Raw genomic sequence first — 25,839 nt, 5'->3', positions numbered from 1 at the left:
CCGACGGCAGCGGCGACACGAGCACCGCCGTCGAGCGAGAAGTGGGTTGCCCGACGATCACTTCACACCTCGTGTCGAGGCCGGCCTGCTCATGAAGCTCCCAGGTGTCCGCCTTGACCCACTTCGTACGCCTCGCGGAGCCAGCCGGCGAACCCCTCATCAAGCTCGGCGAGATCAGAGATCCGGAAGGTATGAACGTACAACCGCTTCGTGTACGGGGACACGCTGCTGATGCGGGCGTCGTCGCCGATCGTGCGCTGGATGTCGAAGTACCCTCGGAGCCCCCGCGTGTCCGGCTTCGCTCCGGCGAATCCTCGACGTGTGCCCTTGACGGTGATCATGCTCTTGGACACCGCGTACGTGAAGGGCCCGCATGCCTCAACCAGGCTGACAAATTCGTGGTACAGGGCTACCGATGCGTCGGGCTTGCCCTCAAGGTGATCGTCGATCGTCCATGTCCGCTGGCTCATGGACCGAGAAACTAGCAAGCGGTGGCGACAGTTTTCGGACTGCGGAGCCGTACTGATCGGGACGCGGGCCATGCAGCCGACGCTCCAGCCACAGACATGCTGCGGCGCGGACGGTCCGGTCCGTACGGCGGTGCATGCGCGCAGAGCCCGGCCCGGAGCCCCGCACCGGCCGGGACCGGCCGGGGCGCGGCCGTCATGGGCCGAAGCCTTGCGCGGAGGGGTGGGGACGAGGGACCCGGGCGGATCGCGAGGCCGCATGGCGTGACCGCTCGGTCCACGTGCCCTCCAAGGGCTCTCTTGCCAGCAGTCCCATCTTGGTGACCTTCACGGCCGCCTGGAATCGGGTCTCCACGCCCAGGCGGTCCAGCAGGGTCGAGATCACGCGGCTGAGCGTCCTGGGCGATACGTTGAGCCTTCGTGCGATCGCCTCGTCCTTGGCGCCGATGGCGAGCATCCGGATGATCACCCTTTCCTGGGTGGACAGGATTCTGTCCACGCATTCCGCGTGATCCAGCACGTTCGCTATCGGGACGGCCTCGGACCAGTGGTATGCGAACACCGCGTACATGGACCTGACCACCTCCATGCTGTGGATGGCCACGACGCCGAGAGAGGTGTCCTGCGGGTCGATGGGCAACAGGGCCAGGTCGTCGTCCATGAGGGTCATGCCGAGCGGCAGATAACCGCCGACCCGGATGTCCGCCCCGTGACGCATCGCCTCCATGCAGTAGTCACGCATCACGGGGTGCGCCACCACATGATCGGAATAGAGGACCCGCATCTTGACGCCGCGGGACAGGGCCCGCACCGTCCTCGACAACATCTCGTTCGTGGCGTCGATCGCGGGCGCGCTGGGATGGATGGCCAGCTCCTGCTGCTTCACCTGGGAGGATCGATGATCGAGGAACTCGCTCAGCTCCGTCGAGGTTCGCAGCAACTCGACGTTCACGCCGTTCCCGTGCCGCTCGCCGGGCGAGAAGTCCCGCAGCAGCATGTGCAACGCCTCGCGGAAATGACCGAGCCGCCGGTGGTAGCTGGCCGCGAGACTCCGCTCCAGGTCGAGCAGCCGGGAGAGCGCCACGTCGGGATTTACGATGATGTATCCCGTTGTGGCCTGCGTGGAAGGGACGAGCAGTCCGAGCTGTACCAGGCACATGATGGCTGCCTCGATATCGACTGTCTCGGCACCCACCTCCGCCGCCACGGAGGGCGCGTCCCATGTCGCCCGCGATCCCGCGGTCCGGTAGAGCAGCGAGGCCAGCCCGTTGCGCACGTCCGACATCGTTGAATCTTTCACCAGACCCTCACCTTTCCAGGAACGGGTGTAGCGCAGGGTGGCCCGACTCACCCCGCCGATTCCGCACCTCTCCTGAAGAGGCGCACATCGCTCCAGTTGTTCTCGATGAACTCCAGGCATTCGGCACGTCCGCCGGGCCCGAACGTGACCGTCCAGCCATCGGGCACCTCGATGTCCACCGGCCACAGGGAATGTTGTCCGGCGGCGTTGACGAGAGCCTCGTACTCGCGGCCGTGGTCCTCGAAGGGATTGGTCATCACGCTTCCTCCGTTGTCGTGCCGATACCCTCACGCATCCGTCTCCTCGGCGGCGGACGCATGTGCGACGAGCCCCCGCAGCGCCTGGAACCAGCGCTCGGCCAGTGATCGGACGGCCTCTTCCGAGACCGCCTCCGCGGCCCAGGTCCAGATCGCCACCAGCCGCGGCCCGTCGGCCGAGTCCTGGGTGATGGCGTTCAGCTCGACCTGGTGGGGCAGGGGCAGGTCCGCGGCGCGCGTGCCCTGGATGGCCTGCGTGCCCGGAGCGAGGGCCCAGCTCTCCTCCTCGTCGCCGAGCGTGATCCGCCCTAGATAGTTGAAGCCGATCCGCGGCCGTGGACGGCCGGCCAGGCTCGATGAGGTCCGTTCGTTCAGATGGCGCAGCAGGCCGAACCCGATGCCGTTGTCGGGGATCGCCCGCAGTTGCTCCCTGACCCGCTCGAAGGCGGTTCCCATCGCGGCCGTGCCGGCGCGCACCGCCTCCCAGTCCACCTGGCCAGGATCGAGCCGGACGGGGAACATGCTGGTGAACCAGCCGACCGTGCGTGACAGATCCACATCCGGGACGATCTCCTCGCGCCCGTGCCCCTCGACGTCGATCAGGACGGCCGAGCCGGCGGCGCCGCGTTCGGGCCAGTGTCCGACGGCGAGCGCGAGTGCTGTGAGCAGTGCCTCGTTGACCCTTCCCCCCAGGGCGGCGGGCACCTTGGCCAGCAGGTCGCGGGTGGCCGCCGGGGAAAGGGTCAGTGTCAGATGGCGCGCGGTGGCGACGGCCTCGGCGTCGTGACCGCCGCCGAGCGGCGGGTCGGCGGTCTCCAGGACGTCGCGCCAGAGCTCCAGCTCCCCTTCCCGCGCCGGACTCGCCGCCTCGGCGCGCAGCCTCTCGGCCCACTGCCGGAAGGAGGTGGCCACGGGTGGCAGGGTCACCGGCCGGCCGGCGCCGACCGCCTCGTACGCGGCCGCCAGGTCCGGGAGCAGGATGCGCCACGAGACCCCGTCCACCGCGAGGTGGTGGACCATGATCAACAACCGGCCGGGGTGGGACGGACCCGCGGCGAACCAGACGATCTCGACGACGGCACCGGCCCGGACGTCCAGGCGGCGGGCGGCTTCCGACCGGTGTGCCGTGATCGTCCGCGCGAGCTCGTCGTCCGGGAGTCCCGCCACGTCGACCCGCCGGACACAGGACTCGCCGGGAAGCCCGTCCGGCGGATTCACGCGGAGTGACCATGCGCCGCCGGCTTGCGAGAGTTGCAGTCGCAGCGCGTCGTGATGTCTACGGACATGCCCCACAGCGGCGCGCAGGTGATCGAGATCGAGATCGGCCGGCACGGTCACGACGACGCTCTGGCTGAACTCGTCGACGGATCCGCCGAGATCGCGAAGCCAGTGCATGATCGGTGTGAGCGTCACGGGGCCCGTCCCGTCGTCCGCGGAGGGCGTCGACGGTTCGCCGGCGTCCTCCACGAGGGAGACGAGCCCTCTCACCGTCTGCTGTTGCAGCAACTGCCGCGGACTGAACGTCAGCCCTTCCTTCTTGATCCTGGCCAGCAGCTGGATCGCGATGATGGAATCGCCGCCGAGGTCGAAGAAGTTGTCGTCGACGCCGACCCGCTCCAACCCGAGCACCTCGGCGAACAACCCACACAACAACTCCTCCCGCTTACTACCCGGCCCACGCCCCGACACCCGATAATCCGGAACCGGCAACGCCCGCCGATCGACCTTCCCGTTCACCGTCACCGGCAACCGATCCAAAACCACCACCGCCGACGGCACCATCGCCTTCGGCAACCCCTCAGCCGCCCCCCGACGCACCCACCCCCCATCCAGCCCCACCCCAGCACGCGGCACCACATACGCCACCAACCGCCGATCCCCCACCCGATCCTCACGCACCACCACCGCCACCTGCGCCACCCCCGACAACCCAGCCACCACCGCCTCCACCTCACCAAGCTCGATCCGCACCCCACGAACCTTCACCTGGTCATCCACCCGCCCAACAAACTCCAAATCCCCATCCACCCGCCACCGCACCACATCACCCGTGCGATACATCCGCTCACCCGAAACAAACGGACACGCCACAAACCGCTCCGCCGTCAACCCCGGCCGATTCACATACCCCAACGCCAAACCCACCCCAGCCACATACAACTCACCCGCCACCCCCACCGGCACCGGCCGCAACCACTCATCCAACACAAACGCCCGCAAATTCTCCAAAGGCCGCCCCATCGGCGGCACACCCTCCACCACCCCCAAAACCCCACTCAACGTCGCCACCACCGACGTCTCCGTCGGCCCATACGCATTGAACAACGCACGACCACCAACCCAACGCCGCAACAAATCACCACCCCACGCCTCACCACCCACCACCAACACCCGCAAATCCACCAACTCCATCTCCGGCACCGTCACCAACGCCGCCGGCGGAATCAACCCATGACTCACCCGCTGCTCCACCAAAAACCGCCCCAACTCCTCCCCACCAAACACACCCACCGGACACACCACCAACGCCCCACCCCCACCAAAAGCCCACAACAACTCAAACACCGACGCATCAAAACTCGGCGAAGCAAACTGCAACACCCGACACCCCGGCCCCACACCAAAACGCGCCACCTGCACCGCAGCCAAATTCACCGCACCCGCATGCGACACCACCACACCCTTAGGCCGCCCCGTCGACCCCGACGTATAAATCACATACGCCGGATCATCCACCCCCAAAACCCCCAACCGCTCCCCCACCACCAAATCAGCCGACGAACAACCCCCCACCGGAAAATCAGCCAAATCCCGAATAACCAACCCCGCCCCCGAATCCGCCACCATAAACTCCACCCGCTCCACCGGATACGACGGATCCACCGGCAAAAAAGCACCCCCCGCCTTCACCACCGCCAAAACCGCAACCACAAACTCCACCGACCGCGGCAACACCACCGCCACCACACACCCCGGCCCCACACCCCGACCCACCAAAACCCGAGCCAACCGATTAGCCCACCCATTCAACTCCCCATACGACAACTCCACCTCCCCCACCACCAACGCCACCTCACCACCAAAACGCCCAGCCACACCCTCGAACAAACCACCAAAGGTCTGCTCGGAAACGGCGAGCTCGTTCTCGTGCTGATCGGTCACGAGACGGCGCCATTCGTCGGCGTCCAGCACGTCGAGCCGGCTCATCGGCGTGTCGGGGGCGTCCGCCACCTGCGCCAGGACCCGCAAGAACCGCGCGAGGAGCATGTCCGCCGCGGGCCTGCCGAACATGTCGGCGGCGTATTCCAGCGTGCCGTGCAGGCCCGCCGGCCGGCCGCCGTCGTCGAACCGTTCGGCCACCTCCATCGACAGGTCGAACTTGGTGGTGCCCGTGGGGAGGACTTCCGTCTCGACGGCGAGCCCGTCCAGGTTCGAACGGGGTGCGGCGTTGTTCTGGAAGGCCAGCATCACCTGGAAGAGCGGATGCCGTCCCAGCACGCGCGCGGGGTTGAGCATCTCCACCAGATACTCGAACGGAAGGTCCTGGTGGGCGTAGGCCTCCAGGTCCACCTCGCGCGTCCGGGCCAGCAGCTCCCTGAAGCTGGGATCGCCGCCGGTGTCCACGCGCAGCACCAGGGTGTTGACGAAGAACCCGACCAGATCGTTCAGCGCTTCGTCGGTGCGGCCGGCGATCACCGTGCCCACCGGGACGTCGGTGCCCGCGCCCATCCGGGTGAGCAGCGCCGACAGGGCGGCGTGCACCACCATGAAGACCGTGGCGCGGCTCTGCCTGGCCAGGCGCAGCAGGCCGGCATGCACCGAGGCGTCGCACTCGAACCGGAGCACGTCGCCTCGGCCGCCGGAGCCTTCCGGCCGGAGCCGATCAGCGGGGAGCGTCAGCTCCTCGGGAAGGCCGGCCAGCTTGCCGGCCCAGTACTCCCGCTGCCTGCTGATCAGGCTGCCGGGGTCGTCCTCGCCGCCGAGCAGCTCGTGCTGCCACTGCGCGTAGTCGGCATACTGCACGGGCAGGGGCGCCTGGCCGGGGTCGCCGCCGCGGCGGCGCGCGACGTAGGCGTGGGACAGGTCCTGGACGAGGGGAGCCACCGACCAGCCGTCGCAGGCGATGTGGTGAAGGACGAGCAACAGCACGTGATCGTCAGGGGACACCGTGAAGAGGGACGCGCGCAGCGGCGGCTCGGCCGACAGGTCGAACCCGCGCGTCGCCGCCCGCCTGAGCGCCTCGGCCAGCGACGCCTCCTCCACCGCGGCCTCGGCCAGTCGCGGGCCGGCTTCGGCCGGGCTCAGGATCCGCTGGGCCGGGACGCCGTCGAGGTCGGGGAAGATCGTCCGAAGGCTCTCGTGCCGGGCCACGACGTCACGCAACGCCGCATCCAGCGCGCCCACGTCCAGCCGCCCCTTCATCCGCAGCGCGATCGGCACGTTGTACGTCGCGGCGTCCGCCTCCAGACGGTGGAGGAACCAGAGCCGCTGCTGGGCGAACGACAGCGGCACGGCCCCGGCACGCGAGGTCGGGGCCAGCACGGGCCCCGAGGTCGCGTCAGGCGCGAGCCCTCGGGCCAGTTCGGCGGCGGTGGGCCGGTCGAAGACGGCTCTGACGGAAAGCGCCGTGCCCAGCTCGGCGCGTACGCGGCTGATCAGCCTCGTGGCCAGGAGTGAGTCTCCACCGAGGTCGAAGAAGTCGTCGTCGACGCCGACCCGCTCCAACCCGAGCACCTCGGCGAACAACCCACACAACAACTCCTCCCGCTTACTACCCGGCCCACGCCCCGACACCCGATAATCCGGAACCGGCAACGCCCGCCGATCGACCTTCCCGTTCACCGTCACCGGCAACCGATCCAAAACCACCACCGCCGACGGCACCATCGCCTTCGGCAACCCCTCAGCCGCCCCCCGACGCACCCACCCCCCATCCAGCCCCACCCCAGCACGCGGCACCACATACGCCACCAACCGCCGATCCCCCACCCGATCCTCACGCACCACCACCGCCACCTGCGCCACCCCCGACAACCCAGCCACCACCGCCTCCACCTCACCAAGCTCGATCCGCACCCCACGAACCTTCACCTGGTCATCCACCCGCCCAACAAACTCCAAATCCCCATCCACCCGCCACCGCACCACATCACCCGTGCGATACATCCGCTCACCCGAAACAAACGGACACGCCACAAACCGCTCCGCCGTCAACCCCGGCCGATTCACATACCCCAACGCCAAACCCACCCCAGCCACATACAACTCACCCGCCACCCCCACCGGCACCGGCCGCAACCACTCATCCAACACAAACGCCCGCAAATTCTCCAAAGGCCGCCCCATCGGCGGCACACCCTCCACCACCCCCAAAACCCCACTCAACGTCGCCACCACCGACGTCTCCGTCGGCCCATACGCATTGAACAACGCACGACCACCAACCCAACGCCGCAACAAATCACCACCCCACGCCTCACCACCCACCACCAACACCCGCAAATCCACCAACTCCATCTCCGGCACCGTCACCAACGCCGCCGGCGGAATCAACCCATGACTCACCCGCTGCTCCACCAAAAACCGCCCCAACTCCTCCCCACCAAACACACCCACCGGACACACCACCAACGCCCCACCCCCACCAAAACCCCACAACAAAACAAACAACGACGCAACAAAACTCTGAGAAGCAAACTGCAACACCCGACACCCCGGCCCCACACCAAAACGCGCCACCTGCACCGCAGCCAAATTCACCGCACCCGCATGCGACACCACCACACCCTTAGGCCGCCCCGTCGACCCCGACGTATAAATCACATACGCCGGATCATCCACCCCCAAAACCCCCAACCGCTCCCCCACCACCAAATCAGCCGACGAACAACCCCCCACCGGAAAATCAGCCAAATCCCGAATAACCAACCCCGCCCCCGAATCCGCCACCATAAACTCCACCCGCTCCACCGGATACGACGGATCCACCGGCAAAAAAGCACCCCCCGCCTTCACCACCGCCAAAACCGCAACCACAAACTCCACCGACCGCGGCAACACCACCGCCACCACACACCCCGGCCCCACACCCCGACCCACCAAAACCCGAGCCAACCGATTAGCCCACCCATTCAACTCCCCATACGACAACTCCACCTCCCCCACCACCAACGCCACCTCACCACCAAAACGCCCAGCCACACCCTCGAACAAACCACCAAAGGTCTGAATCGCGCCCTCGTTCATTTCCAGCTCCGTTCGTCAGAGTAAAAGGTGAATCGGACGAGAAAAGGCTGCTACGGGGCCCGCACGGCTCCGGTCTCGGGATCAGGCATCGGCACGGCGGAGGAAGATCTGAGAACGCTCATCGCCGAGATCATCGCGACCACGCAACAGGCGGCGCCGATCACCAGGGTGAGCGACATCCCGGACAGGAACGCGGACTTGGCCGCCGCGACCAGCGTGGCGTCGCCCGTGTCCAGGGCGCCGGCGATGGACTCCCTCGCCGCCGCCGGGGCACCCGCCGGCATCGAGGACGAGTATTTCCAGGCCAGCACGCTTCCCAGCACCGCCACGCTCAGGGCCATCCCCAGTTGCTGAACGGTGTCGTTGAGAGCCGATCCGACCCCGGCGTGCTCCTCCGGCACGACCCCCATCAGCAAGGTGTACGCGGCCGGGCTCGCCAGCCCCGCACCGACCCCCATGATCACCAGGCCGGCGGGGAGCAGGCCCCCGTCCGCGCCGCTGTCGATGAACGCCAGCAGGACGAATCCCGCCGCCGCCCCGGCGAACCCCGCGGCGATGAGGGACTGGTTGCTGATCCTCTTGCCCAGCGCCCCGCTCGCCACATTGCCGAGCACGGACGCGACGACGTAGGGCAGCAGGTCCAGCCCGGCGGCGACCGGGCTGATCCCCCGTACGAACTGCAGGTACTGCGCGAGGACGAGCAGCAGCGCGCCCGAGCCGAAGACCACCAGGACGATCGTGAGCGACGCGCCGCTGAAGCGCCGGTCGCGGAACAGCGACAGAGGGAGCATCGGATGATCCGTGCGCCGCTCCCACCAGATGAACGCCGACAGCGAGGCGACGGCGAGCAGCGCCGCCACGAGTGAGCGCGGCGCCGCCCATCCCTCGCGCGGCAGCGAGATGACCACGTAGATCAGGGCGGTCATCCCCAGGGCCGATGACAGCACGCCGACCGGGTCGAGCCGGCGGGCGGGCCCCTTGGACTCGGGTACGAGCCGGACCGCAACGGCGATGACCAGCCCGGCGAGGGGCAGGTTGAGCAGGAAGATCATGCCCCAGGGCGCGTGTTCCAGCACGAATCCGCCGACCAGCGGCCCGACGATGAGCCCCATCATGGCCGCCGCGCTCCACGCCGCGAACGCCTTGCGGCGTTCCCCGGCGTCGAAGACGTTGACCAGGATGGACAGGGTGCTCGGCATCAGCATCGCACCGCCCAGCCCCATGAAGGCCCGCGCGGCGATCAGGTGCCAGGGCTCGGCCGACAGTGACGCGACCAGTGAGGCGCCGCCGAACACGACCAGGCCGAGGATGAGGAACCGCCTGCGCCCGTACCTGTCGGACAGGCTTCCGGAGGTGAGCAGCATTCCGGCGAAGGCCAGGGCGTAGGCGTTGATGATCCACTGGACGTCGTCCGGCCCCGCGCCGAGGTCGCCCATGAGGACGGGCACCGCCAGGTTGAGCACGGTGTTGTCCATGACGAGAATCCATACGCACAGGCACAGAACGCCGAGGATCCCCCAGCGCCGAGAACCGCGAGCCATCCTGTTCCTTCCTCCGGCGTCCGGATTACGGCAGCACTTCCATCTGCATGGTCGACGCGCTGTAGACCCCGTCGAAGAGCCGCACACACCAGCCCTCGTATTCGTGCGGCACGACCCCTGAGGCGGCCGTCACGGTCCAGGGGATGTCCTGGGACTCGCCGGGGTCGAGGTCGCACCGCGCCGACCAGCCCGCCGGCAGGTTCAGGAAATTCCCGGCCGAGATCGCGAAGCCCACCATGCCCGCGAGCCTCCTGCCCGTGTGGTTGGACACGGTGGCCGTCAGCTCACGGGGCCGGTCATGCCTGAGCCAGACGACGTGCTCGGCCTCCCAGGCGACGGTGGAGCCGGAGGTGGACCACCACAGGTCTCCGCACCGCCGGCACTGAACCGTGGAGATCCTCAGCTCGGGCTCGATGCGATGCGCGAACGTGGCCAGGAAGGCGCTGTCCAGCTTGCACTTCGGACAGCGCTGAGGCTCCTCGCTCACCTTGTCGAAAGCAGGCAGAGCGGTTTGCGTGAAATGCCACCAAGAGGACTGGATCTGCTGGATCAACGACGTCGCGACCTCGGCCTGAACCGCCGCCAGTTGCCCTGCCACCGCGACCAGCTCCGTCTCCGGAGGGGCGGTACGCCGACCACCGGCCGCGGCCTTGATCCCCCTGCGCAGCTCGGCGATCCTTCCCTCCGGCACCCCGACGTCGAGCCAGCGCAGCCGCAGCAGCCGGGGAATGACCTCTGTGTTGATGTAGGCCAGCTCAGCCAGCCCCCGGTTGTCGCGCTCGTCCGGAAGGGCCGGCCGCCGACGAGGCTCCGGCGCGGCGTCGGGGTTCAGCACGAGCGTAGGGTCGCCCAGCAGCCCGAACCGCGACATCTCCCCTCCCACGAGCATGGCCTGCTCGTTGACCTGCTCCAGAACGTGGCCGAGCGAGCCTCCGGCGGCCAGGCCGGCTCGCATCTCGTGCATGAAGCCGGCGTCGTCGAGGTGCTTGCCGATCGTGCCGATGACCGCGACCGCCGTGCCGGCCATGAAGCCCACGCCGAACCCGACATCGCCGGGGAAGACGTTGTTGCCGACCGCCACCGACATACAGCTCTGCGCGAGGACCACGCTGGCGTCGAGGTCGGCGACGGGGAGGCGCTGCTCGTCCTTGAGGTCCTTACGGTAACAACCGGCTCCTCTGAGGCATGACACGGCGCGGTGCTCCCCGTTCAACACGGGAAGGGGTTTCCCCAGGTAGTCGGATCTGCCGCACAGGATCGCGTCAGGCAGGTTCGCGCCGCACTCCATGCCATGGGTGCGCATCGCCAGAAGACGCACCGGCTCGTCCTTCAGCGAGAGGAGTTCGTCCCACGCGACCGCGTCGGCGCTGTCGGCCTCCTCGTCCTCCGGATGCAGGATCGTGAAGTCGCGCGCCTGGCCCAGGGCATGAAGGGTGAGCGTCCGGTACACCAGGCAACTGAGCGAGGAGGCGTCTCTGGCGGTCACGACACCGAGGCGCGGCGCCAGACAGCCGGGCCAGTCCCCCAGGGCGGCGAAGTCGTCGACGAGGCCGACCAGCGCGATCGGCTCGTCCGCGTGGCGGCCGATCGCCCCGGCGAGCTCACTCAGGCCGAGGTGGGCATGCGGCCTGTCCGTCGCCCTGGCCAGCAGGACCGCCGCCGCCTCGCTCTCCTCGCCGCCCACGGACAACACGACGCCGTCCCGCGGGCTGCCGTCGATCGCCGGCCACTCCGGGCGTCCGCGACGCAGGAGCACGCTCCGGTAGCGCTCCACACTCGGTCCGTCCAGCACCGGGAAGGGCTGGCCCGGAGCCCAGGACCGGGACCGGGAGACCAGGGCGTCCCCGGTCGACACGACGATCGCGGACTCCTCGCGACTGCTCATCCGAGCCACCTCCTGCCTTCCGTGCGTCAAGCGGCTGACGCGCCGTCGAATCGGGCCGCGTGCAGGGCGAAGTCCACGGCCGCCTCCGCGTGCAAGCGGGCGCTGGGGAACACCGGGATGCTGGTGTCCTTCTCGCTGATCAGCAGCTCGATCTCGGTGCAGCCGAGGATGACGCCCTCCGCGCCCCTCGCCGCGAGGTCGGCGACGATCTGCCCGAAGACCTCCCTGGAGGATTCCTTGAGCACCCCCCGGACCAGCTCGTCGAAGATCACACGTTCGACGACCAGCCGCTGCTCGTACTCCGGCACGACCACCTCGAAGCCGTTGGCGGCCAGGCGGTCCCGGTAGAACGACCCCTCCATGGTGAAGCGGGTGCCCAGGAGGCCGATCTTCCGCATTCCCCGGTTGCGGACCTCCGCGCCCACGGCGTCCGCGATGTGCAGCACCGGGACGGTCACCGACCGCGCGACCTGCCCGGCGACACGATGGAAGGTGTTGCTGCAGATGAGCAGCGTGTCGGCGCCCAGGCCCTCCAGCTTCCGCCCGGCGTCGCCGAGCAGGGCGCCGACCTCGTCCCAGCGTCCGGCGAAGATGAGCTCCTCGCAGCTGCTGAACTCGAAGGACCAGATGAGACTGCGCGCGGAGTGGGTTCCGCCCAGCCTGGCACGGACCTCCTGGTTGATGATCTGGTAGTAGATCGCAGTGGACTCCCAGCTCAGCCCACCAATAAGACCGATGGTACGCATATGACTCCATTCCGTTACATAGTCGGGGCGGCAGCCTGGAGGACGGTGTCGCGCGGACGAGAGGTCAGTGTTCGCCGTGCTGCCGCGTCGGGTGCAGGAGGCGCGGCTGAAGCTCCGTGACAAGGCGCTGCGCGGGGTCGTCGAAGCCGGTACGGGAGACGGTGACGGCGTGACGGCCGAGTGCCGCCGGGCGTGCGACCGGGTCGGCGTCCACGACCGCACGCGGCCCTTCGGCATCGTCCGGACGGCTCCGCCCCGGCTTCCCCCCACCTTCTTTCGCGGCCCGGTTGGACAGGAACGAACCGGCGAGCACGAGAAACATGCCGCACCACTGCACGAACGACAGCCGCTCGTCCAGCGCTATCAGTGCCACCACGGCCGCCACCAGGACCTCAAGGCTGGCGAGAACGCTGGCCAGCGGGGACGACAGGCGCCTGACCGCGCCCATGCCCGTGAGGTAGGCCGCGATCGTGCTCACCAGCACCAGCCACGCGAGCACGCCGACAACGGGCACCTGCCAGCCGCCGACCGGTACGTCCTCCAGGAATGCCGCCCAGCGGATGTTCCATGGCGCGGCCACGGGGGTCAGGACGAGGGCGCCGCCACCGAGCCCCCAGACCAGCAGGCCGAGCACGTCGACTCCGGCCAGCGATTCACTGAGCAGGAAATACGTGGCAAGACAGCAGGCGGCGGACAGAGCGAACAAGAGGCCGAGCGGGTCGAGTCCCGCACCCGCCCGCACCTGCACGACCGACGCCAGTCCCATCGTCACCAGAACGGCGCCGAGAACGGCGTGCGAGGAGATCCTCCGCCGCCACATGACGCGCACCCAGAGCAGTACGAGGACGGGCGCCAGATAGACGATCAGAAGGGCGATGCCCACCGGTATCCGGGAAAGCGCGGCGAAGAACATGCCCTGCGCGCCGGCCACCGCCAGCAGACCGTACGCGGCCATGGCCGGCAGCACCGACCGGGGGACGCGCAGAGCGTCCCGCCGCCGCAGGAGCACGAACGGCACGAGCAGGCAGGAACCTATGAGCAGCCGAATCCACACCGCCTGCAGCGATCCCAGGCCGACATGACCGAGGGCCTTCGCCGCGACCCCGGCGAAGCCGAAGCAACAGGCGGAGGTCAAGGCCATGATCAGGCCCACGGCCCGCACTCGATGATGCACTGGACAGCCCTTCGACTAGCTCGTCCGGGAAATCTGGCGACCCACCGCCGCGGCGGTCCGCTCCCATTCCCGGGGGCCGGGAGGCAGCACGCGCAGGGTGAACTCCGAGTCGGTCAGGCCGGCCCACAGGGAGAAGTCGGCGATCGTCGCTCTGGCCTGGTCACGTACGACGACGGAGATCGGTACGGTCAGCGGCGGGGCGGCGTGGTGACGGAAGCTCTCCGCGATGGCCAGATCCCCGCGGAGCGCCGGCTCCAGGATCTCCACCCAGTCCGGGTCGTCCAGCAACGCGGAATCGGTGTCGCCGGCCCGCTTCAGGTAGTCCACCAGCTCACCGGTGGCCGCGTCGGACGGCGGATATCCCATTTCCGTCTCCGCGAGAGTCTGGGGCGCGCCCACACCCTGCACGATCAACATGCGCGGGCCGGTCTTCCCGGCGGCCTGGAGCCGCTGTGCGAGCCGGAAGGCCACCAGCGCGCCGAGACAGTCGCCGAAGAAGACCGACGGAATGTCCATGGCAGGGCCGACCGCCTCGTGCAGCGCCGCGCACAGGTCCTCGATGTCGGTGAACGGCGCCCGGCCGAAACTCCGCTCCCTGCCGGGGAGCAGAGGCACGCACAGCTCGATCTCCGGCGGCAACGCCTCGGCCCAGCTCGCGAACATGGCCGGGCCGCCCGCGATGTGCGGAAAACAGAAGAGCCGAGTTTCAGGAGCGGGCGAACGCTCATGCTTGATGATCGATATACGCGTCATGTCGCGCTCCTATTCCGGATAACGTGTCATCGGGTCACCGGGCGCCACCCCGAATTCCACGTTCTGGTCGAGCCCGGCAATCGTCGGCCACCGGTAGAAGAGGCGGGCCGTCACTTTCCCGTCGAGTTCGTCACGCACCCGATTGACGATCTTCATGGCCATGATGGAGTTTCCGCCGAGGTCGAAGAAGTTGTCGTCCGCTCCGACCTCGGCCACCTCCAGCACGTCCGCGAATATCCTCGACAATGCCTGCTGCCGTTCGTTTTCCATGGGTCACTTCGTCCAAATGCGGGGCGGCTTCATCGATGAACACTTTAGGCAGCACCGGACGATTCGATGGGTAGTTCCATCGGCAGAACGAAGGCAACTCCCGCCCCCTCACGAAGAGGGGCGACGGCCTTACAACCGGCAGGCGGGGGTGCCGCCGGGCAGCCTGCTCCTGTTGCGCGCGATCCAGCGATAGACGAGAGCGGCCGGAGCGGCGATCGGCCGCAGCTCCATCAGCCGTCCGGCGATCGGCCACGGCCGACGTCCGTGCCGCAGGACTCTGGCGAACGCCCGCGCGCCCCCGGCGCGGGTCTCGGCCGGGTGCAGCCACCACACCTCGCGCGTCACCTGCTCGACCGTGAGCGCCAGCGCGTCGAGGTCCTCTCGCTGCCAGGGACGGTAGTCGACGCCGGGTGCGACGTGCCGCGACAGCAGCCGCACCACCGAGGTGCAGAAGCCGCAGTCGCCGTCGAAGATGAGCGTCCCCCGCGGGTCTTGGAGCCGGTCGTTCATGACACATCCCTCGGAATGCAGGTCGTGACCACCGCGGCCACGGCGCAGGCGGCGCAGGCGGCCAGCAGGGCGATCGTCAGGCCGGTACGCGACGGGTAGAGGTGCACGACGCCGCCCACCGGGACTCGGGCGTTGTAGTTGGCGAAGACGGCACTCGTCAACGCGCTGGAGAGCGCGGCGCCGAGCTGCCGGACGAGGGTGTTGAACCCGTTGGCCGCGGCTATCTCGGCAGCGGGGGCGGTCGCGGCGATGATGGCGGGCATGGCGAAGAATGCCAGGCCCAGCCCGACGCCGACGACGGCAGGGGCGAGAACGATCCAGGACGATCCCGACAGCGGGATGATGAGCGCGTAGCCGGTGCCGACGACTCCGCAACCGAGCAGGAGCACGCCCCTGCTCCGCAACCTGACGACGATCCGCGTGGACACCGGGGCGACGGCCACCATCGCGATCCCGGCCGGAGCGAGCGCGAGCCCCGCCTCGACCATGGACCACGCCGCGCCGTACCCCGTACCCGGCGGTGCCTGCAACATCTGGGGCACCACGAGGGACAGCACGAACATCGCGAAGCCGACCAGCAACGTGACCACGTTGGTCAGGAGCATCGGCAGAGCGCGCAGCGTGCGCAGGTTGACGAGCGGCTGGCCGACGCGTGACTCGTACCGCGCCCAGCAGGCGATGACGACCGTGCCCACGACGGCGGCGCCCAGGATGGCGGGGCTCGTCCACCCCCAGTCGTGGCCCTTCGACAGGGCCACGAGAACGCACACCAGCCCGGCCGACAACGAGGTGGCGCCGATCCAGTCGAAACGCCCGCCGTGCCGGATGCCGCTCTCGGGCACGAAGAACGCGACCAGCGACACCTGGACCACGCCCAAGGCGACTACCAGCCAGAACAGCGCATGCCAGTCCGCGTGCTCGGAGATGAACGCCGCCAGCGGGAACCCGACGGTCCCGCCGAGCCCGACCGAGGCGCTCATGGCGGCGAGTCCCCGCCCGAGCCGCCGCGCCGGAAGCTGGTCCCGCATGATGCTCAGCCCGAGAGGCAGCGCCCCCGCCGCGCAGCCCTGCAGGGCGCGTCCGCCGATCAGCGTCGCCGCGGAGCCGGCGCAGCCGCAGATCACCGAGCCGACGACCATCAGGCCCAGGCAGTACAGCAGCACCCGGCGTTTGCCCAGCATGTCGCCCAGGCGCCCGCAGATCGGCGTGGACACGGCGGCGACCAGCAGCGTCGCCGTCACCGTCCAGTACACGGACGCCGGCGTGGTGCCCAGCATCTCCGGCAGGCTCGGCAGCAGCGGGACCGGCAGGATGTTGATGAGCGAGACGGTGAAGCCCGACAGGGTGAGCGACGGTATGAACGCCCTGCTCCGCGCCTCACGAGGTGGGCTGTCAGTGGACGGCGGCGACGTCATTCGCCACCTCCAGGCGGCCGGCCACCGATCGGATGTCCGGCTCGGCCATGAAGTCGGCCAGCGGATACTGGTAGCCGAACCGCTCCCGCATCAACGTGATGACCCGCAGCGCCTTCAGCGAGTTGCCCCCGGCGTCGAAGAAGGACCGGGTCACCGGCATCGCGCGGAGTTCCAGCTCGGCGCACCAGATCTCGTGCAGCGCCTCCTCCACGGCGGTGACGGGCTTGTCCCCGTCGGCTGCCCCGTCCTCCTCCACAGGGTCGGGGAGGTCGGCGGGGGACAACTTCCTGTTGGCGTTCATCGGCAGCTCGTCCACGCGTATCCACTTGTCCGGCACGAGATACGACGGCAGCAGCGCGCGCAGGCTGTCGCGCAGCTCGACGTTCCACGGCCGCTCCTGCGAGAACGTCCCGGGCTCGATCACCACGTAGGCGACCAGCTGCGGATCGCCGGAGGCGTCGGGGCGTACGAGCACCGCGCAGTTCTGGACCTCGGCCAGCCGCCCGAGCGCCCATTCGGTCTCCCCGGGCTCGACCCGGTGGCCGCGGATCTTCACCTGCTGGTCCTGACGGCCGTGGAACTCCAGATCGCCGTCGGCACGCCACCGTACGAGGTCGCCCGTGCGGTAGACCGGCCCTTCGGCGCCGGGCAGGAAGCGCCTCTTCGTGAGGGCGAGATCGTCGAGGTACCCGTGGGCGACGGCCGCCCCGCCGACGTACAGCTCGCCGATCGCGCCGATCGGCACCTCCTGGCCGTTGCCGTCCATGACCTGGACGCGCACGTTGTCGATGGGCCGGCCGATCGGCACGAGCGGGCTGTCGAGGTCGGTGACCTCGTGACTGGTGACGATCACGGAGGTCTCGGTCGGGCCGTACTGGTTGAACAGCCGGACGCCCGGATGCGCGTCGAGGAACCGTCTCAGCGCGGCGGTGACGGTGAGCGGTTCGCCCGCGCTGAGGACCTCGCGCAGGGACGGCGCCTTCAGATCGCACTCGGCCAGGTGTTTCAGGGCCGTGCAGGGCAGGTGGAGCCGCTGCACGGCGTGCCGGTTCAGAGCGGCGCCCAGCGCCTGCGCGTCGCCGCGCACGCCTTCCGGCACGACGACCAGTGCCGCCCCGGAGGCGAGGGTCCCGAAGATCTCCTGCACGCTGACGTCGAAGGCGACGGAGGTCCATTGCAGGGTGCGCAGCGGCGAATGGTTGCGCAGTTGCCAGCGCGCCAGGTTCACCGGGCCGCGGTGCGGCACCTGCACCGCCTTCGGCCTGCCGGTGGAGCCGGAGGTGTAGACGCAGTAGGCGATGTCCTCCGGCGTGCTGGACACCCGCGGCGGTTCCGCGGCGAACGAGGTGCGGACGGTGTCGTCGACCACGAACGTCGGCTCCCATGGAGAACCGGCGAAGCCTTCGTCCACGACCAGCAGAGCCGCCTTGCTGTCCTCCAGGCAGAAGTCGATGCGGCTCTTCGGCAGTGAGACGTCCAGCGGGACGTACGCGGCGCCGGCCTTGAGCACGGCGAGAAGCGTGATGATCAGATTCGCGCCCGGAGCCATGCGGACGGCTGCCCGGTCCCCTCGGCCGAGGCCCCGCTCCGCCAGGGCGCCGGCCAGGGCGTTCGCGGCCTCGTCGAGCTCCCGATAGGTGAGCCGTCCCTCGTCGCCGACGATCGCCGTCGCCTCCGGGGTGCGCCGGGCCTGCTCCTCGACGAGGTGGTGCAGGCACAAGGGCGGCTCGGGCGCCTTCGCCGGAGCCTGGCGGGCCTCCAGGACGTCGCGGTCGGCCGCCGTGAGCCGGGTGAGCGCGGACAGCGGCGCCGCGCCGTCGGTCAGCGCCCGGTCGAGCACCTCACGGGTGTAGTCCAGGACGCGTGCCACCGTGGACGCGTCCAACAGCGCCGAGTCGTACTCGACCGCGCACCGCAGTCCGGTCTCGTGCCTGGTCAGGTAGAAGGTGAGGGCGAACGGCGCCCGGTCCGCCGGGGCGTCCACGATCTCGGCGCGCACGCGCGGCGGGTCGAAGTCGAGACCGGTCGCCCTCTCGTACTCGATCATCACGTCGAACAGGGGGTTGGCGCCGGCGACCCGCTCGGGGTTGAGCGCGGTCACCAGGTCGTCGAACGGGACGTTCTGGTGCTCGTAGGCGCGTGCGCACCGGTCGCGGACACGCCGTACCAGCTGGGGGAAGCTCGGGTCGCCCGTCACGTCCATGCGCAGCGCCAACGTGTTGATGAACATGCCCACCTGGTGCTCGGTGCCCTCCGGCCGGTCGGTCACCGCCGTGCCGAGCATGAAGTCGTCCTGGCCGGCCATCCGCGCGAAGACCGCGCCGAGCGCGCTCAGGATCACCATGAACGTCGTGGCCCCGTGATCGCGGGCATACGACTCGACGCCCGCGGCCAGCCGGTCACCGAACTCGCGGGTCAGACATGCGCCCTGAACCACGTGAGAGCCCGCGACGGCGCGATCGGTCGGAAGGGCGAGGACCTCGGCACCGGCCAGCTCCCCGGTCCAGAAGGCGAGATCGCCGGGGGTGTGCTCGGGACGGGCTGCCACCGAGGCGGCAAGCGCGGGAAGATCCGCGGGCCGACCGGGCCAGGCCCGGTAGAAGGCCGCGAGGTCCCGGGCGAACACTCCGGTGGAGAAGGAGTCGAAGACCATGTGGTGCGCCAGCAGGAACAACAAGTGGCGGCCCTCACCGAGCACGGCCAGGGTGGCGAGGACCAGCGGCCCCTCGGACAGATCCGGCCTCCGCCCGCGCAGCTCCCGCGCCAGCTCGGCGTGCGCCTGTTCCACGGTGCGGCCGGTCAGGTCCACGACAGGGCACCGCACCGGACCCGGCGCGTGGAACGACTGCTGAATCCGGCCGTCGACCTCCCGGAACCGGGAGCGTAGCTGCGGATGGCGGGCGATCACCTGCCGCAGGGCGTCGAGCAGCACTTCGACGTCGAGCGCGCCCTCCAGCAGGATTCCCTTCGGCTCCCAGTAGTCGTGACGGCCGGGATACATCTGCTCGACGATCCACAGCCGCCGCTGCGCCGGGGAGGCCGGAGCGGGAGGTTGCGCCCGCTGCTCCACCTCTTTCCGCGCGGGTGGCGCGGCGGCCCGCGCCCGGAGGGTGGAAATCCCCGGCAGCCCCGCGAGCATCTGCTCGCCGGGCAGCCCGAAGTCGACGAAGCAGGCGATCTCGTCCACGCCGGCGGCGATCAGCGAGTCGGCGATCGGGCGGCAGCTCTCCGGAGTGCCGATCAGCGCACGGTCGCGGCAGTAGCGCTCGTACGCCTCGTCGAGCAGGTATTCCACGTCCGCCTGGTCGGCCCGGGTGACGTCCCCTTCGATGCCCAGGCTGCCGGCGAGGTCGCCGAGCAGATGCAGCGAAGCCCGGAGATACTCGCGGAACGGCCCGGCCGCTTCCCGGCGGACCCGGTCCAGGTCGTCGCCGACATAGGTGTGCATCAGGACGACGACCCGGCCGGCGGCCGGATCGAGACCATGCTCGGCCCGCGCGTCCCGGTAGCGGGCGATGTTCGCCGCGAGCTGGTCGACGCTCTGTGACATGAGGTTGGTGACGATGCCCAGATCGTTCTCGGCCGCCCGGCGGTAACTGTCCGGGTTGCCGACCACGGCGACGTAGAGCGGAGGCCGCGGCTGAACCGGACGCGGGAACAGCCCCACCTCGATGCTCTCACCCGTGCCGGAGGTGACGGAGATCTTCTCGCCCGCCCAGAGCCGCCGCACGGTGCCGAGCCGCTCGACCATCAGGTCACGGCGGTCGGCGTAACTCGCCGGCGCCAGCGCGAAGTCGTTCGCGTGCCACCCCGAGGCCACGCAGAGGCCGGCGCGCCCCTGCGACAGGTTGTCGACCATGGACCACTCCTCGGCGACCCGGATCGGGTCGTGGAGCGGCAGGACGACGGAGCCGGCGTGGAGCCGGACCTTTGACGTGCGGGTCGCCAGCGCGGCTGCCAGCACCGACGGGTTGGGGAACAGGCCGCCGAAGGAGTGGAAATGGCGCTCGGGGATCCACAGGGCGTGGAAGTCGTGGCGGTCGGCGTACTCCGCGGCGCTCACGATGTGGGCATATCTGGCGTTCGCGTCCTGGTCTGGATAGTTGCCGAAGAAGTAGAGGCTGAAGTCGCACGCTCCCGTCGCGGCGGCGTCCGGCCGCGACCGTGCGGGAGCGGTCGTGACGGGGACGGCCGCGGCGGGCGGTGGAGCCACGGCCCGAGCCTCCGGGGACACGACCTGAGCCGGTGGCTGCGGCGCCGGTCGTGCGGCCAGCACGTCGAGTTGCCGTGCGATCAGCCCGGTCACCTTGTCCACCATGCCCTCGGCCAGCCTGAGCTGCGCCGCGTACACATCGGTGAGCTCGGTCGCCGCGACGTCGGGCCCGTTCCCGGGGGCGGGCGGCGGCGGGACGTCCACATCGACGCCTCCGGTCACGGAGTCGGCGAGCTTGCGTGGCGTGTCGGCCTCGTCGAACAGGGCGCGCAGCGGCACGCGTACCCCGAACTCCCTGGCGACCTGCCTGGTCAGCGAGACCATCGACAACGAGTCGCCGCCCAGCGCCACGAAGGTGGCGTCCACATCGACGTCGCCGGGGGCGAGGCCGAGCCGCTCCGCCGTCAACGACCGGATGATGGTGAGAGGACCGTTCACAGCTACCTTCTCCTCGTGCCCGGTGTAGGGGATGTCCGTGCGCTGAAAGGGATGGCCCGGCAGGGCGGCACGCCGGCCTTCCGCGGCGACCCGGCTCCACGCCACCGGGCGTCCCGCCACGTGCAGCTCGCCCACGGCGAGCGCGAGCGCCTTGAGTGGTTCCGTCCCACGTCGCTGCGCCGACGACCAGTCCAGGTCCGGCGTCAGCCGGCGCCCGAGAGCGGCGAGCTCGTCTCTCGGGCCGATCTCCAGGAATGACCGGCATCCGGAGTCCCGCAGCGAGGACACGGCCCGGTCGTAGCGCACCGCGTTCCGCGCCTGTCGTACGAGGTAGCGGGGATCGGGTGCGTCACCGGCGGGCAGCACCGCGCCGTCGACCGACGAGATCAGCGGCACCCTGAGCGGCGACAGTGTGCGGGCGGAGACGGCACGCTCCCACTCCTCCAGCATGGGGTCGAGCAGGGCCGAGTGAAACGCCCGGTTCACCTCCAGGCGGCGCCAGTCCAGTTCCGCCTCCGTCAGGAGCCGTTCGCAGCGCCGGACCGCCGTGACGGTGCCGGAGAGCACGAACTCACGAGCTCCGTTGTGCGCCGCGATCTCCAGCCCGCTGTCGCGGGCGAGACGCTCGATCAGCGCCGCGTCCCCGCGTACGGCCAGCATGCCGCCTTCCGCGACGGCCGATTCCATCAGCCGGCCGCGCCGCGCGGTCAGCAGCACGCCCTCGCGGACGGAAAGGGCGCCGCCCACGCACAGCGCGGAGATCTCGCCGAGGCTGTGCCCGCACACGTACTCCGGCTCCACGCCCCAGTCGCGAAGCTGGGCGGCGAGCGCGACCTGGAAGGCGAACGACGCCGGTTGCGCGAGGTCGTTGGGAAGCGGGCCGGTTCCCCGCCGGCCGAGCAGCGCGTCCGAGAGGCTGACGCCGGTGTGTTCCAGGTGGGCCTGCTCGCACTCGTCGAGCACGCTCCGGAACACCGGCAACGACGCGTGGAGGTCACGCGCCATGCCGTGGTGGGCGTTGCCCTGTCCCGAGAAGACGAAGGCCAGCGAGCCGTCCCGCGGCGGCGCGGAACCGGCTGCCGGGACCTGGCAGGCGCGTAGGGAAGGCACGAGTTCCGCCACGGACGCGGCGACCACGGCGGCGCGTACCTCGAAGGCGGGACGGCGTGCCAGCGAGGCCACCACGTCGGGCACGGTCACGTCCGGATGCCGGACCAGCCAGTCCGCGATCCGGGCCGCCGTCCGGCGGACCGCCTCCTCGGTACGCCCTGACAGCGGCACCGGGTAGGAGCGCTCACCTGACGTGGAGAGGACGCGCGCGGGCGGCTCCTCCACGACCACGAAGGCGTTGGTGCCGCCCACGCCGAGCGAGTTCACCCCGGCACGCAGCGGCTGCGAGCCTTCGGGCGTCCAGGGCACCGGCCGGGGCGAGGCGGCCAGGGTCAAGGGGCTGCTTCCCAGGTTCAGCGCCGGATGGGGCGTCGAGAGGTTGGGTGTGGGCACCAGTTCGCGGTGCCCGAGCATCAGCACGACCTTGATCAGGCCGGCGATGCCCGAGCACGTGTCGAGATGGCCGACGCTCGATTTGACCGATCCGAGCGCGCAGAAGCCCACGCGTCCCGAGTCCGAGCGCAGTGCCCGGCTGAGAGCCTCGAACTCGATGGGGTCGCCGACCGGGGTGCCCGTGCCGTGCGCCTCGACATAGCCGAGGTCGTCGCCGCGGAGGCCGGCACGTCGCAGCGCGGTGCGGACGACGTCCACCTGGCCCTGCACGCTCGGGGCGGTGAAACCCGCCTTGCGCCGGCCGTCGTTGTTGACGGCCGTGCCGGAGATCACCGCGAGTACGGGATCTCCGTCCTCGATCGCCGCCGCGAGGGGCTTGAGCAGGACGACGCCGACCCCGTTTCCCGGGACGGTGCCGTCCGCCCCGGCGTCGAACGGCCGGCACATCCCGGTCGGGGAGAGCACGGACTCGGGGTGGTGGACGTACCGCGAGTCCTGCGGCAGGTTGATCGCCGCCGCGCCGGCCAGCGCCATGTCGGCATCGCCGGCGCGTAACGCCTGGATCGCGAGGTGCACGGCGGTGAGAGACGTCGAGCAGGCCGTCTGGACGCCGATCGCCGGCCCGGTGAGGCCGAGCCGGAACGAGACGGTCGAGGCCAGGAAGTCGCTCTGCCTGCCGATCGCGGCCTGCATGGCGTCCGTGAGTCCTCCGGCCGGCCGGCCGCCCGAGGCGGGCGACTGGTACCCGAGCAGGGTCATCCCCTCACCGGCGAACACTCCGACGCGGGCGTCCGCGCCATCGGCGGCGTATCCCGCCCCCTCCAGCGCCTCGTAGGCGCATTCCAGGAACAGCCGGTGCCCGGGATGGGTGAGGGTGGCCTCCTTCGGGCTCATGCCGAAGAACCGGGGCTCGAACGCGAAGACGTCGTCGAGCATTCCACGGCGCGTCAGTCCGGGAGAGGCCGTCGTGCAGTCCTTTCCCCGGCGCAGGTTCTCCCAGTACTCCCCGGCCGTGCGGGCTCCCGGGAACCTGAGCCCGATCCCGATGACGGCCATCCGCGGGTCCGGGGCGGACGGCCGCCTCGTGCCGCGGTCCGGCTCGCTCGTGCGCCGGTCGAGGAACGCCGCCAGTTCGGCGATCGACGGGTGCTCGAAGAGGGCGTGGACGGGCAGCTCGCGCCCGAGCACCTCGTCGAGGCGCGCGTGCAGGCGCACGATCGAGACCGAGGTCAGGCCGAACTCGTGGAAGGGCCGGTGGTCGTCGGCGCCCCCCGGATCCACGGTCACGCCGAGCGAGGCGACCTCCGAGCGCAGCAGGCGGAGCAGCTCCGGGGACTCGGTGGCGTCCCGCGGAGGTCTTTCCGAGGGCCGTCCCCGGGGCACCATCGCGGCCAGGTCGGCGCGTCGCAGCTTGCCGCCCGGTGTGCGCGGGAAGTCCTCGGGCGCCAGGGGCACGAGGTGGTGGGCGAACAGGCCCAGCCGGCGGACGACGGTCCGTCCCACGTCGCCGGCGATCTCGTCGGCCGTGCGGTCGCCGGGCGAGCAGGCGAAGAAGATCGCTAGCCGTTCGCTGCCCAGCGCCTCGTCGGGTACCCCGCAGGCCGCGACGGCTCCCCGCGCGACGCCGTCGACGGTCTCGACGACCGCCTCGATCGCCGTGCACGAGTGGTTCTCGCCGTTGATGACGATGACGTCCTTGTGCCGGCCGACCATCACGAGCCGACCGTCCAGGACGTACGCCAGATCCCCCGTGGCCAGCCAGCTCTCCGGCCCGCCTCGGCCTTCGGGGAACGCCCGCGCGTTCGCCTCGTCGTCGTGGAGATAGCCGGGCGTCACCCGTGGGGAGCGCACCTGCAGATGGCCGATCTCGCCCTCCGTGAGCAGCCGCTGCCGGTCGTCCACGATGCGGATGGCCGAGCCCGGCGCGGGCCGTCCGAGTGCGACGTAGGAGGCGCACTCCTCGTGCGGCACGTCGGGCCCGGCCGGCGCGACCCTGCCGTGCAGGCTCGATGAACGCAGCCGATGCACGCCGCCCGGCTCGCCGTACCGGCCGAACGTGATGCCCGTGCAGGTCTCGGTCATGCCCCAGGCCGGGACGAAACAGTCGCGCGGCAGGCCGTACGGGGCCAGCGCGTCGAGCAGGTCGTCGACGGCGCGTACCGTGATCTGCTCACCGCCGCTCACGATCGTCCGTACGTGCCTCAGATCCCAGCCGGGCCGCTCCCCGCCGCCCGCGAGCGCGGAGCACAGCAGCCGGAAGGCGAACGTGGGCGCCCACGCGTGGTGCGCCCCATGCGCGCAGATCAGGTCGAACCAGCGCACCGGGCGGGCGAGGACGACCTCCGGCGGCACGTGGACGTTGGTCATCCGCAGGAACACCGGCAGCACGTGGTAGAGCAGCAGGCTCGCGCTGAGGTCGAGGGGCAGCCAGTTGAGCGTCTTCTCCTGCTGCTCCCAGCCCACCATGTGCCGATTTCCGGCGGCGAAGTCGACGAGGCCCGCGTGCGTCAGGGGAATGAGCTTCGGCTTTCCCGTGCTGCCGGACGACAGCATGAGCAACGCCGTGTCCGCCCCGCCGGGCGCGGGCGGCGGCGTCAGGTCCGTCACGGCCGCCGCCCGGCACTCGGCGACGTCGATCGGGCGCAGATCGTCCTCGCCCGCCAGCGTCCGGACGCCGGCCGCGTCGGTCAGGACGCGAGGACGGCCGAGGACGTCACACGCACCGCGGAGCCGTTCGACCGATCGGGTGCGGGAGGCCGTGTCACGGCGCGCGTCCACGGGCAGCGGCACGAGCCCGCCCAGCAGGCAGGCCCACAGAGCGGGGAAGTAGTCCGCCAGGTCCAGACCGTACAGGACGATCGTGTCCCCGGGCGCGCAGCCGGCCCGCAGCAGCCCGGCCAGCACGGAACGCGCGGCTTCGAGCAGCTCCGGATAGGTGAGGACGGTGCTGGACAGGCCGTCGGGCGCGACGATCACCACGCCGTGGTCCGGCGCCTCGCTCGCGGCGCGCAGGAGGGCGCCCGCCAACGTGTCCGCGAGGGCGGCGCCGTCGTCGGCCACCGGCGGACCTTCCACCTGGGCGGCCGCGGTCGTCGTCATGGGCAAGTCGCCGGACATATCG

13 protein-coding genes are annotated in these 25,839 nt (G+C 70.0%); all 13 read right to left on the bottom strand.

Features of this window, described 5'->3' with window-relative positions; genetic code table 11:
* Positions 1-89: 89 nt before the first annotated feature.
* On the bottom strand, positions 90-470 hold the full coding sequence (locus tag ACIA8R_RS25870; protein WP_397040824.1) for a DUF5655 domain-containing protein: 381 nt from the start codon (positions 468-470) through the stop codon (positions 90-92).
* Positions 471-663: 193 nt separating this feature from the next.
* Positions 664-1,752 (bottom strand): LuxR C-terminal-related transcriptional regulator, encoded by a 1,089-nt coding sequence (locus ACIA8R_RS25865; RefSeq protein WP_397040822.1) that lies wholly within the window; start codon positions 1,750-1,752, stop codon positions 664-666.
* A 62-nt stretch (positions 1,753-1,814) separates the two neighbouring features.
* Entirely contained in the window at positions 1,815-2,024 is a 210-nt protein-coding gene (locus ACIA8R_RS25860; protein ID WP_397040820.1) for an MbtH family protein, read from the bottom strand.
* Between the two features lie 30 nt (positions 2,025-2,054).
* On the bottom strand, positions 2,055-8,270 hold the full coding sequence (locus ACIA8R_RS25855) for an amino acid adenylation domain-containing protein (RefSeq protein ID WP_397040819.1): 6,216 nt from the start codon (positions 8,268-8,270) through the stop codon (positions 2,055-2,057).
* Positions 8,271-8,320: 50 nt separating this feature from the next.
* On the bottom strand, positions 8,321-9,811 hold the full coding sequence (locus tag ACIA8R_RS25850; protein WP_397040817.1) for an MFS transporter: 1,491 nt from the start codon (positions 9,809-9,811) through the stop codon (positions 8,321-8,323).
* Between the two features lie 25 nt (positions 9,812-9,836).
* Positions 9,837-11,696: a hypothetical protein gene (locus ACIA8R_RS25845; protein ID WP_397040815.1), complete on the bottom strand. Its 1,860-nt coding sequence runs from the start codon at positions 11,694-11,696 to the stop codon at positions 9,837-9,839.
* Positions 11,697-11,722: 26 nt separating this feature from the next.
* Complete coding sequence (locus ACIA8R_RS25840; RefSeq protein WP_357700337.1) at positions 11,723-12,442, bottom strand: aspartate/glutamate racemase family protein; 720 nt, start codon at positions 12,440-12,442, stop codon at positions 11,723-11,725.
* A gap of 64 nt (positions 12,443-12,506) precedes the next feature.
* Complete coding sequence (locus tag ACIA8R_RS25835) at positions 12,507-13,595, bottom strand: EamA family transporter (RefSeq protein WP_364098870.1); 1,089 nt, start codon at positions 13,593-13,595, stop codon at positions 12,507-12,509.
* 36 nt (positions 13,596-13,631) lie between these two features.
* Positions 13,632-14,369, bottom strand: a complete 738-nt coding sequence (locus tag ACIA8R_RS25830) for a thioesterase domain-containing protein (protein ID WP_364098873.1) — start codon at positions 14,367-14,369, stop codon at positions 13,632-13,634.
* Between the two features lie 9 nt (positions 14,370-14,378).
* Complete coding sequence (locus tag ACIA8R_RS25825; RefSeq protein ID WP_364098876.1) at positions 14,379-14,639, bottom strand: acyl carrier protein; 261 nt, start codon at positions 14,637-14,639, stop codon at positions 14,379-14,381.
* 129 nt (positions 14,640-14,768) lie between these two features.
* Positions 14,769-15,149: a DCC1-like thiol-disulfide oxidoreductase family protein gene (locus tag ACIA8R_RS25820; protein ID WP_364098879.1), complete on the bottom strand. Its 381-nt coding sequence runs from the start codon at positions 15,147-15,149 to the stop codon at positions 14,769-14,771.
* Positions 15,146-16,564, bottom strand: coding sequence for an MFS transporter (locus ACIA8R_RS25815; protein ID WP_364098882.1), 1,419 nt, complete (start codon positions 16,562-16,564; stop codon positions 15,146-15,148). The genes ACIA8R_RS25820 and ACIA8R_RS25815 overlap by 4 nt, the downstream gene beginning before the upstream one ends.
* On the bottom strand, positions 16,542-25,835 hold the full coding sequence (locus ACIA8R_RS25810; RefSeq protein WP_397040811.1) for an amino acid adenylation domain-containing protein: 9,294 nt from the start codon (positions 25,833-25,835) through the stop codon (positions 16,542-16,544). The genes ACIA8R_RS25815 and ACIA8R_RS25810 overlap by 23 nt, the downstream gene beginning before the upstream one ends.
* Positions 25,836-25,839 lie beyond the last annotated feature (4 nt).

The sequence above is a fragment of the Nonomuraea sp. NPDC051191 genome (genome assembly GCF_044455665.1).
GTDB lineage: Bacteria > Actinomycetota > Actinomycetes > Streptosporangiales > Streptosporangiaceae > Nonomuraea.
This window is presented reverse-complemented; position numbering and strand designations above follow the sequence as displayed.

Coding starts and splice junctions, on each gene's coding strand:
- ACIA8R_RS25830 (WP_364098873.1), bottom strand. CDS start 14,369: ATGACGCGTATATCGATCATCAAGCATGAGCGTTCGCCCGCTCCTGAA.
- ACIA8R_RS25870 (WP_397040824.1), bottom strand. CDS start 470: ATGAGCCAGCGGACATGGACGATCGACGATCACCTTGAGGGCAAGCCC.
- ACIA8R_RS25865 (WP_397040822.1), bottom strand. CDS start 1,752: ATGTCGGACGTGCGCAACGGGCTGGCCTCGCTGCTCTACCGGACCGCG.
- ACIA8R_RS25810 (WP_397040811.1), bottom strand. CDS start 25,835: ATGTCCGGCGACTTGCCCATGACGACGACCGCGGCCGCCCAGGTGGAA.
- ACIA8R_RS25840 (WP_357700337.1), bottom strand. CDS start 12,442: ATGCGTACCATCGGTCTTATTGGTGGGCTGAGCTGGGAGTCCACTGCG.
- ACIA8R_RS25845 (WP_397040815.1), bottom strand. CDS start 11,696: ATGAGCAGTCGCGAGGAGTCCGCGATCGTCGTGTCGACCGGGGACGCC.
- ACIA8R_RS25815 (WP_364098882.1), bottom strand. CDS start 16,564: ATGACGTCGCCGCCGTCCACTGACAGCCCACCTCGTGAGGCGCGGAGC.
- ACIA8R_RS25855 (WP_397040819.1), bottom strand. CDS start 8,270: ATGAACGAGGGCGCGATTCAGACCTTTGGTGGTTTGTTCGAGGGTGTG.
- ACIA8R_RS25860 (WP_397040820.1), bottom strand. CDS start 2,024: ATGACCAATCCCTTCGAGGACCACGGCCGCGAGTACGAGGCTCTCGTC.
- ACIA8R_RS25825 (WP_364098876.1), bottom strand. CDS start 14,639: ATGGAAAACGAACGGCAGCAGGCATTGTCGAGGATATTCGCGGACGTG.
- ACIA8R_RS25850 (WP_397040817.1), bottom strand. CDS start 9,811: ATGGCTCGCGGTTCTCGGCGCTGGGGGATCCTCGGCGTTCTGTGCCTG.
- ACIA8R_RS25820 (WP_364098879.1), bottom strand. CDS start 15,149: ATGAACGACCGGCTCCAAGACCCGCGGGGGACGCTCATCTTCGACGGC.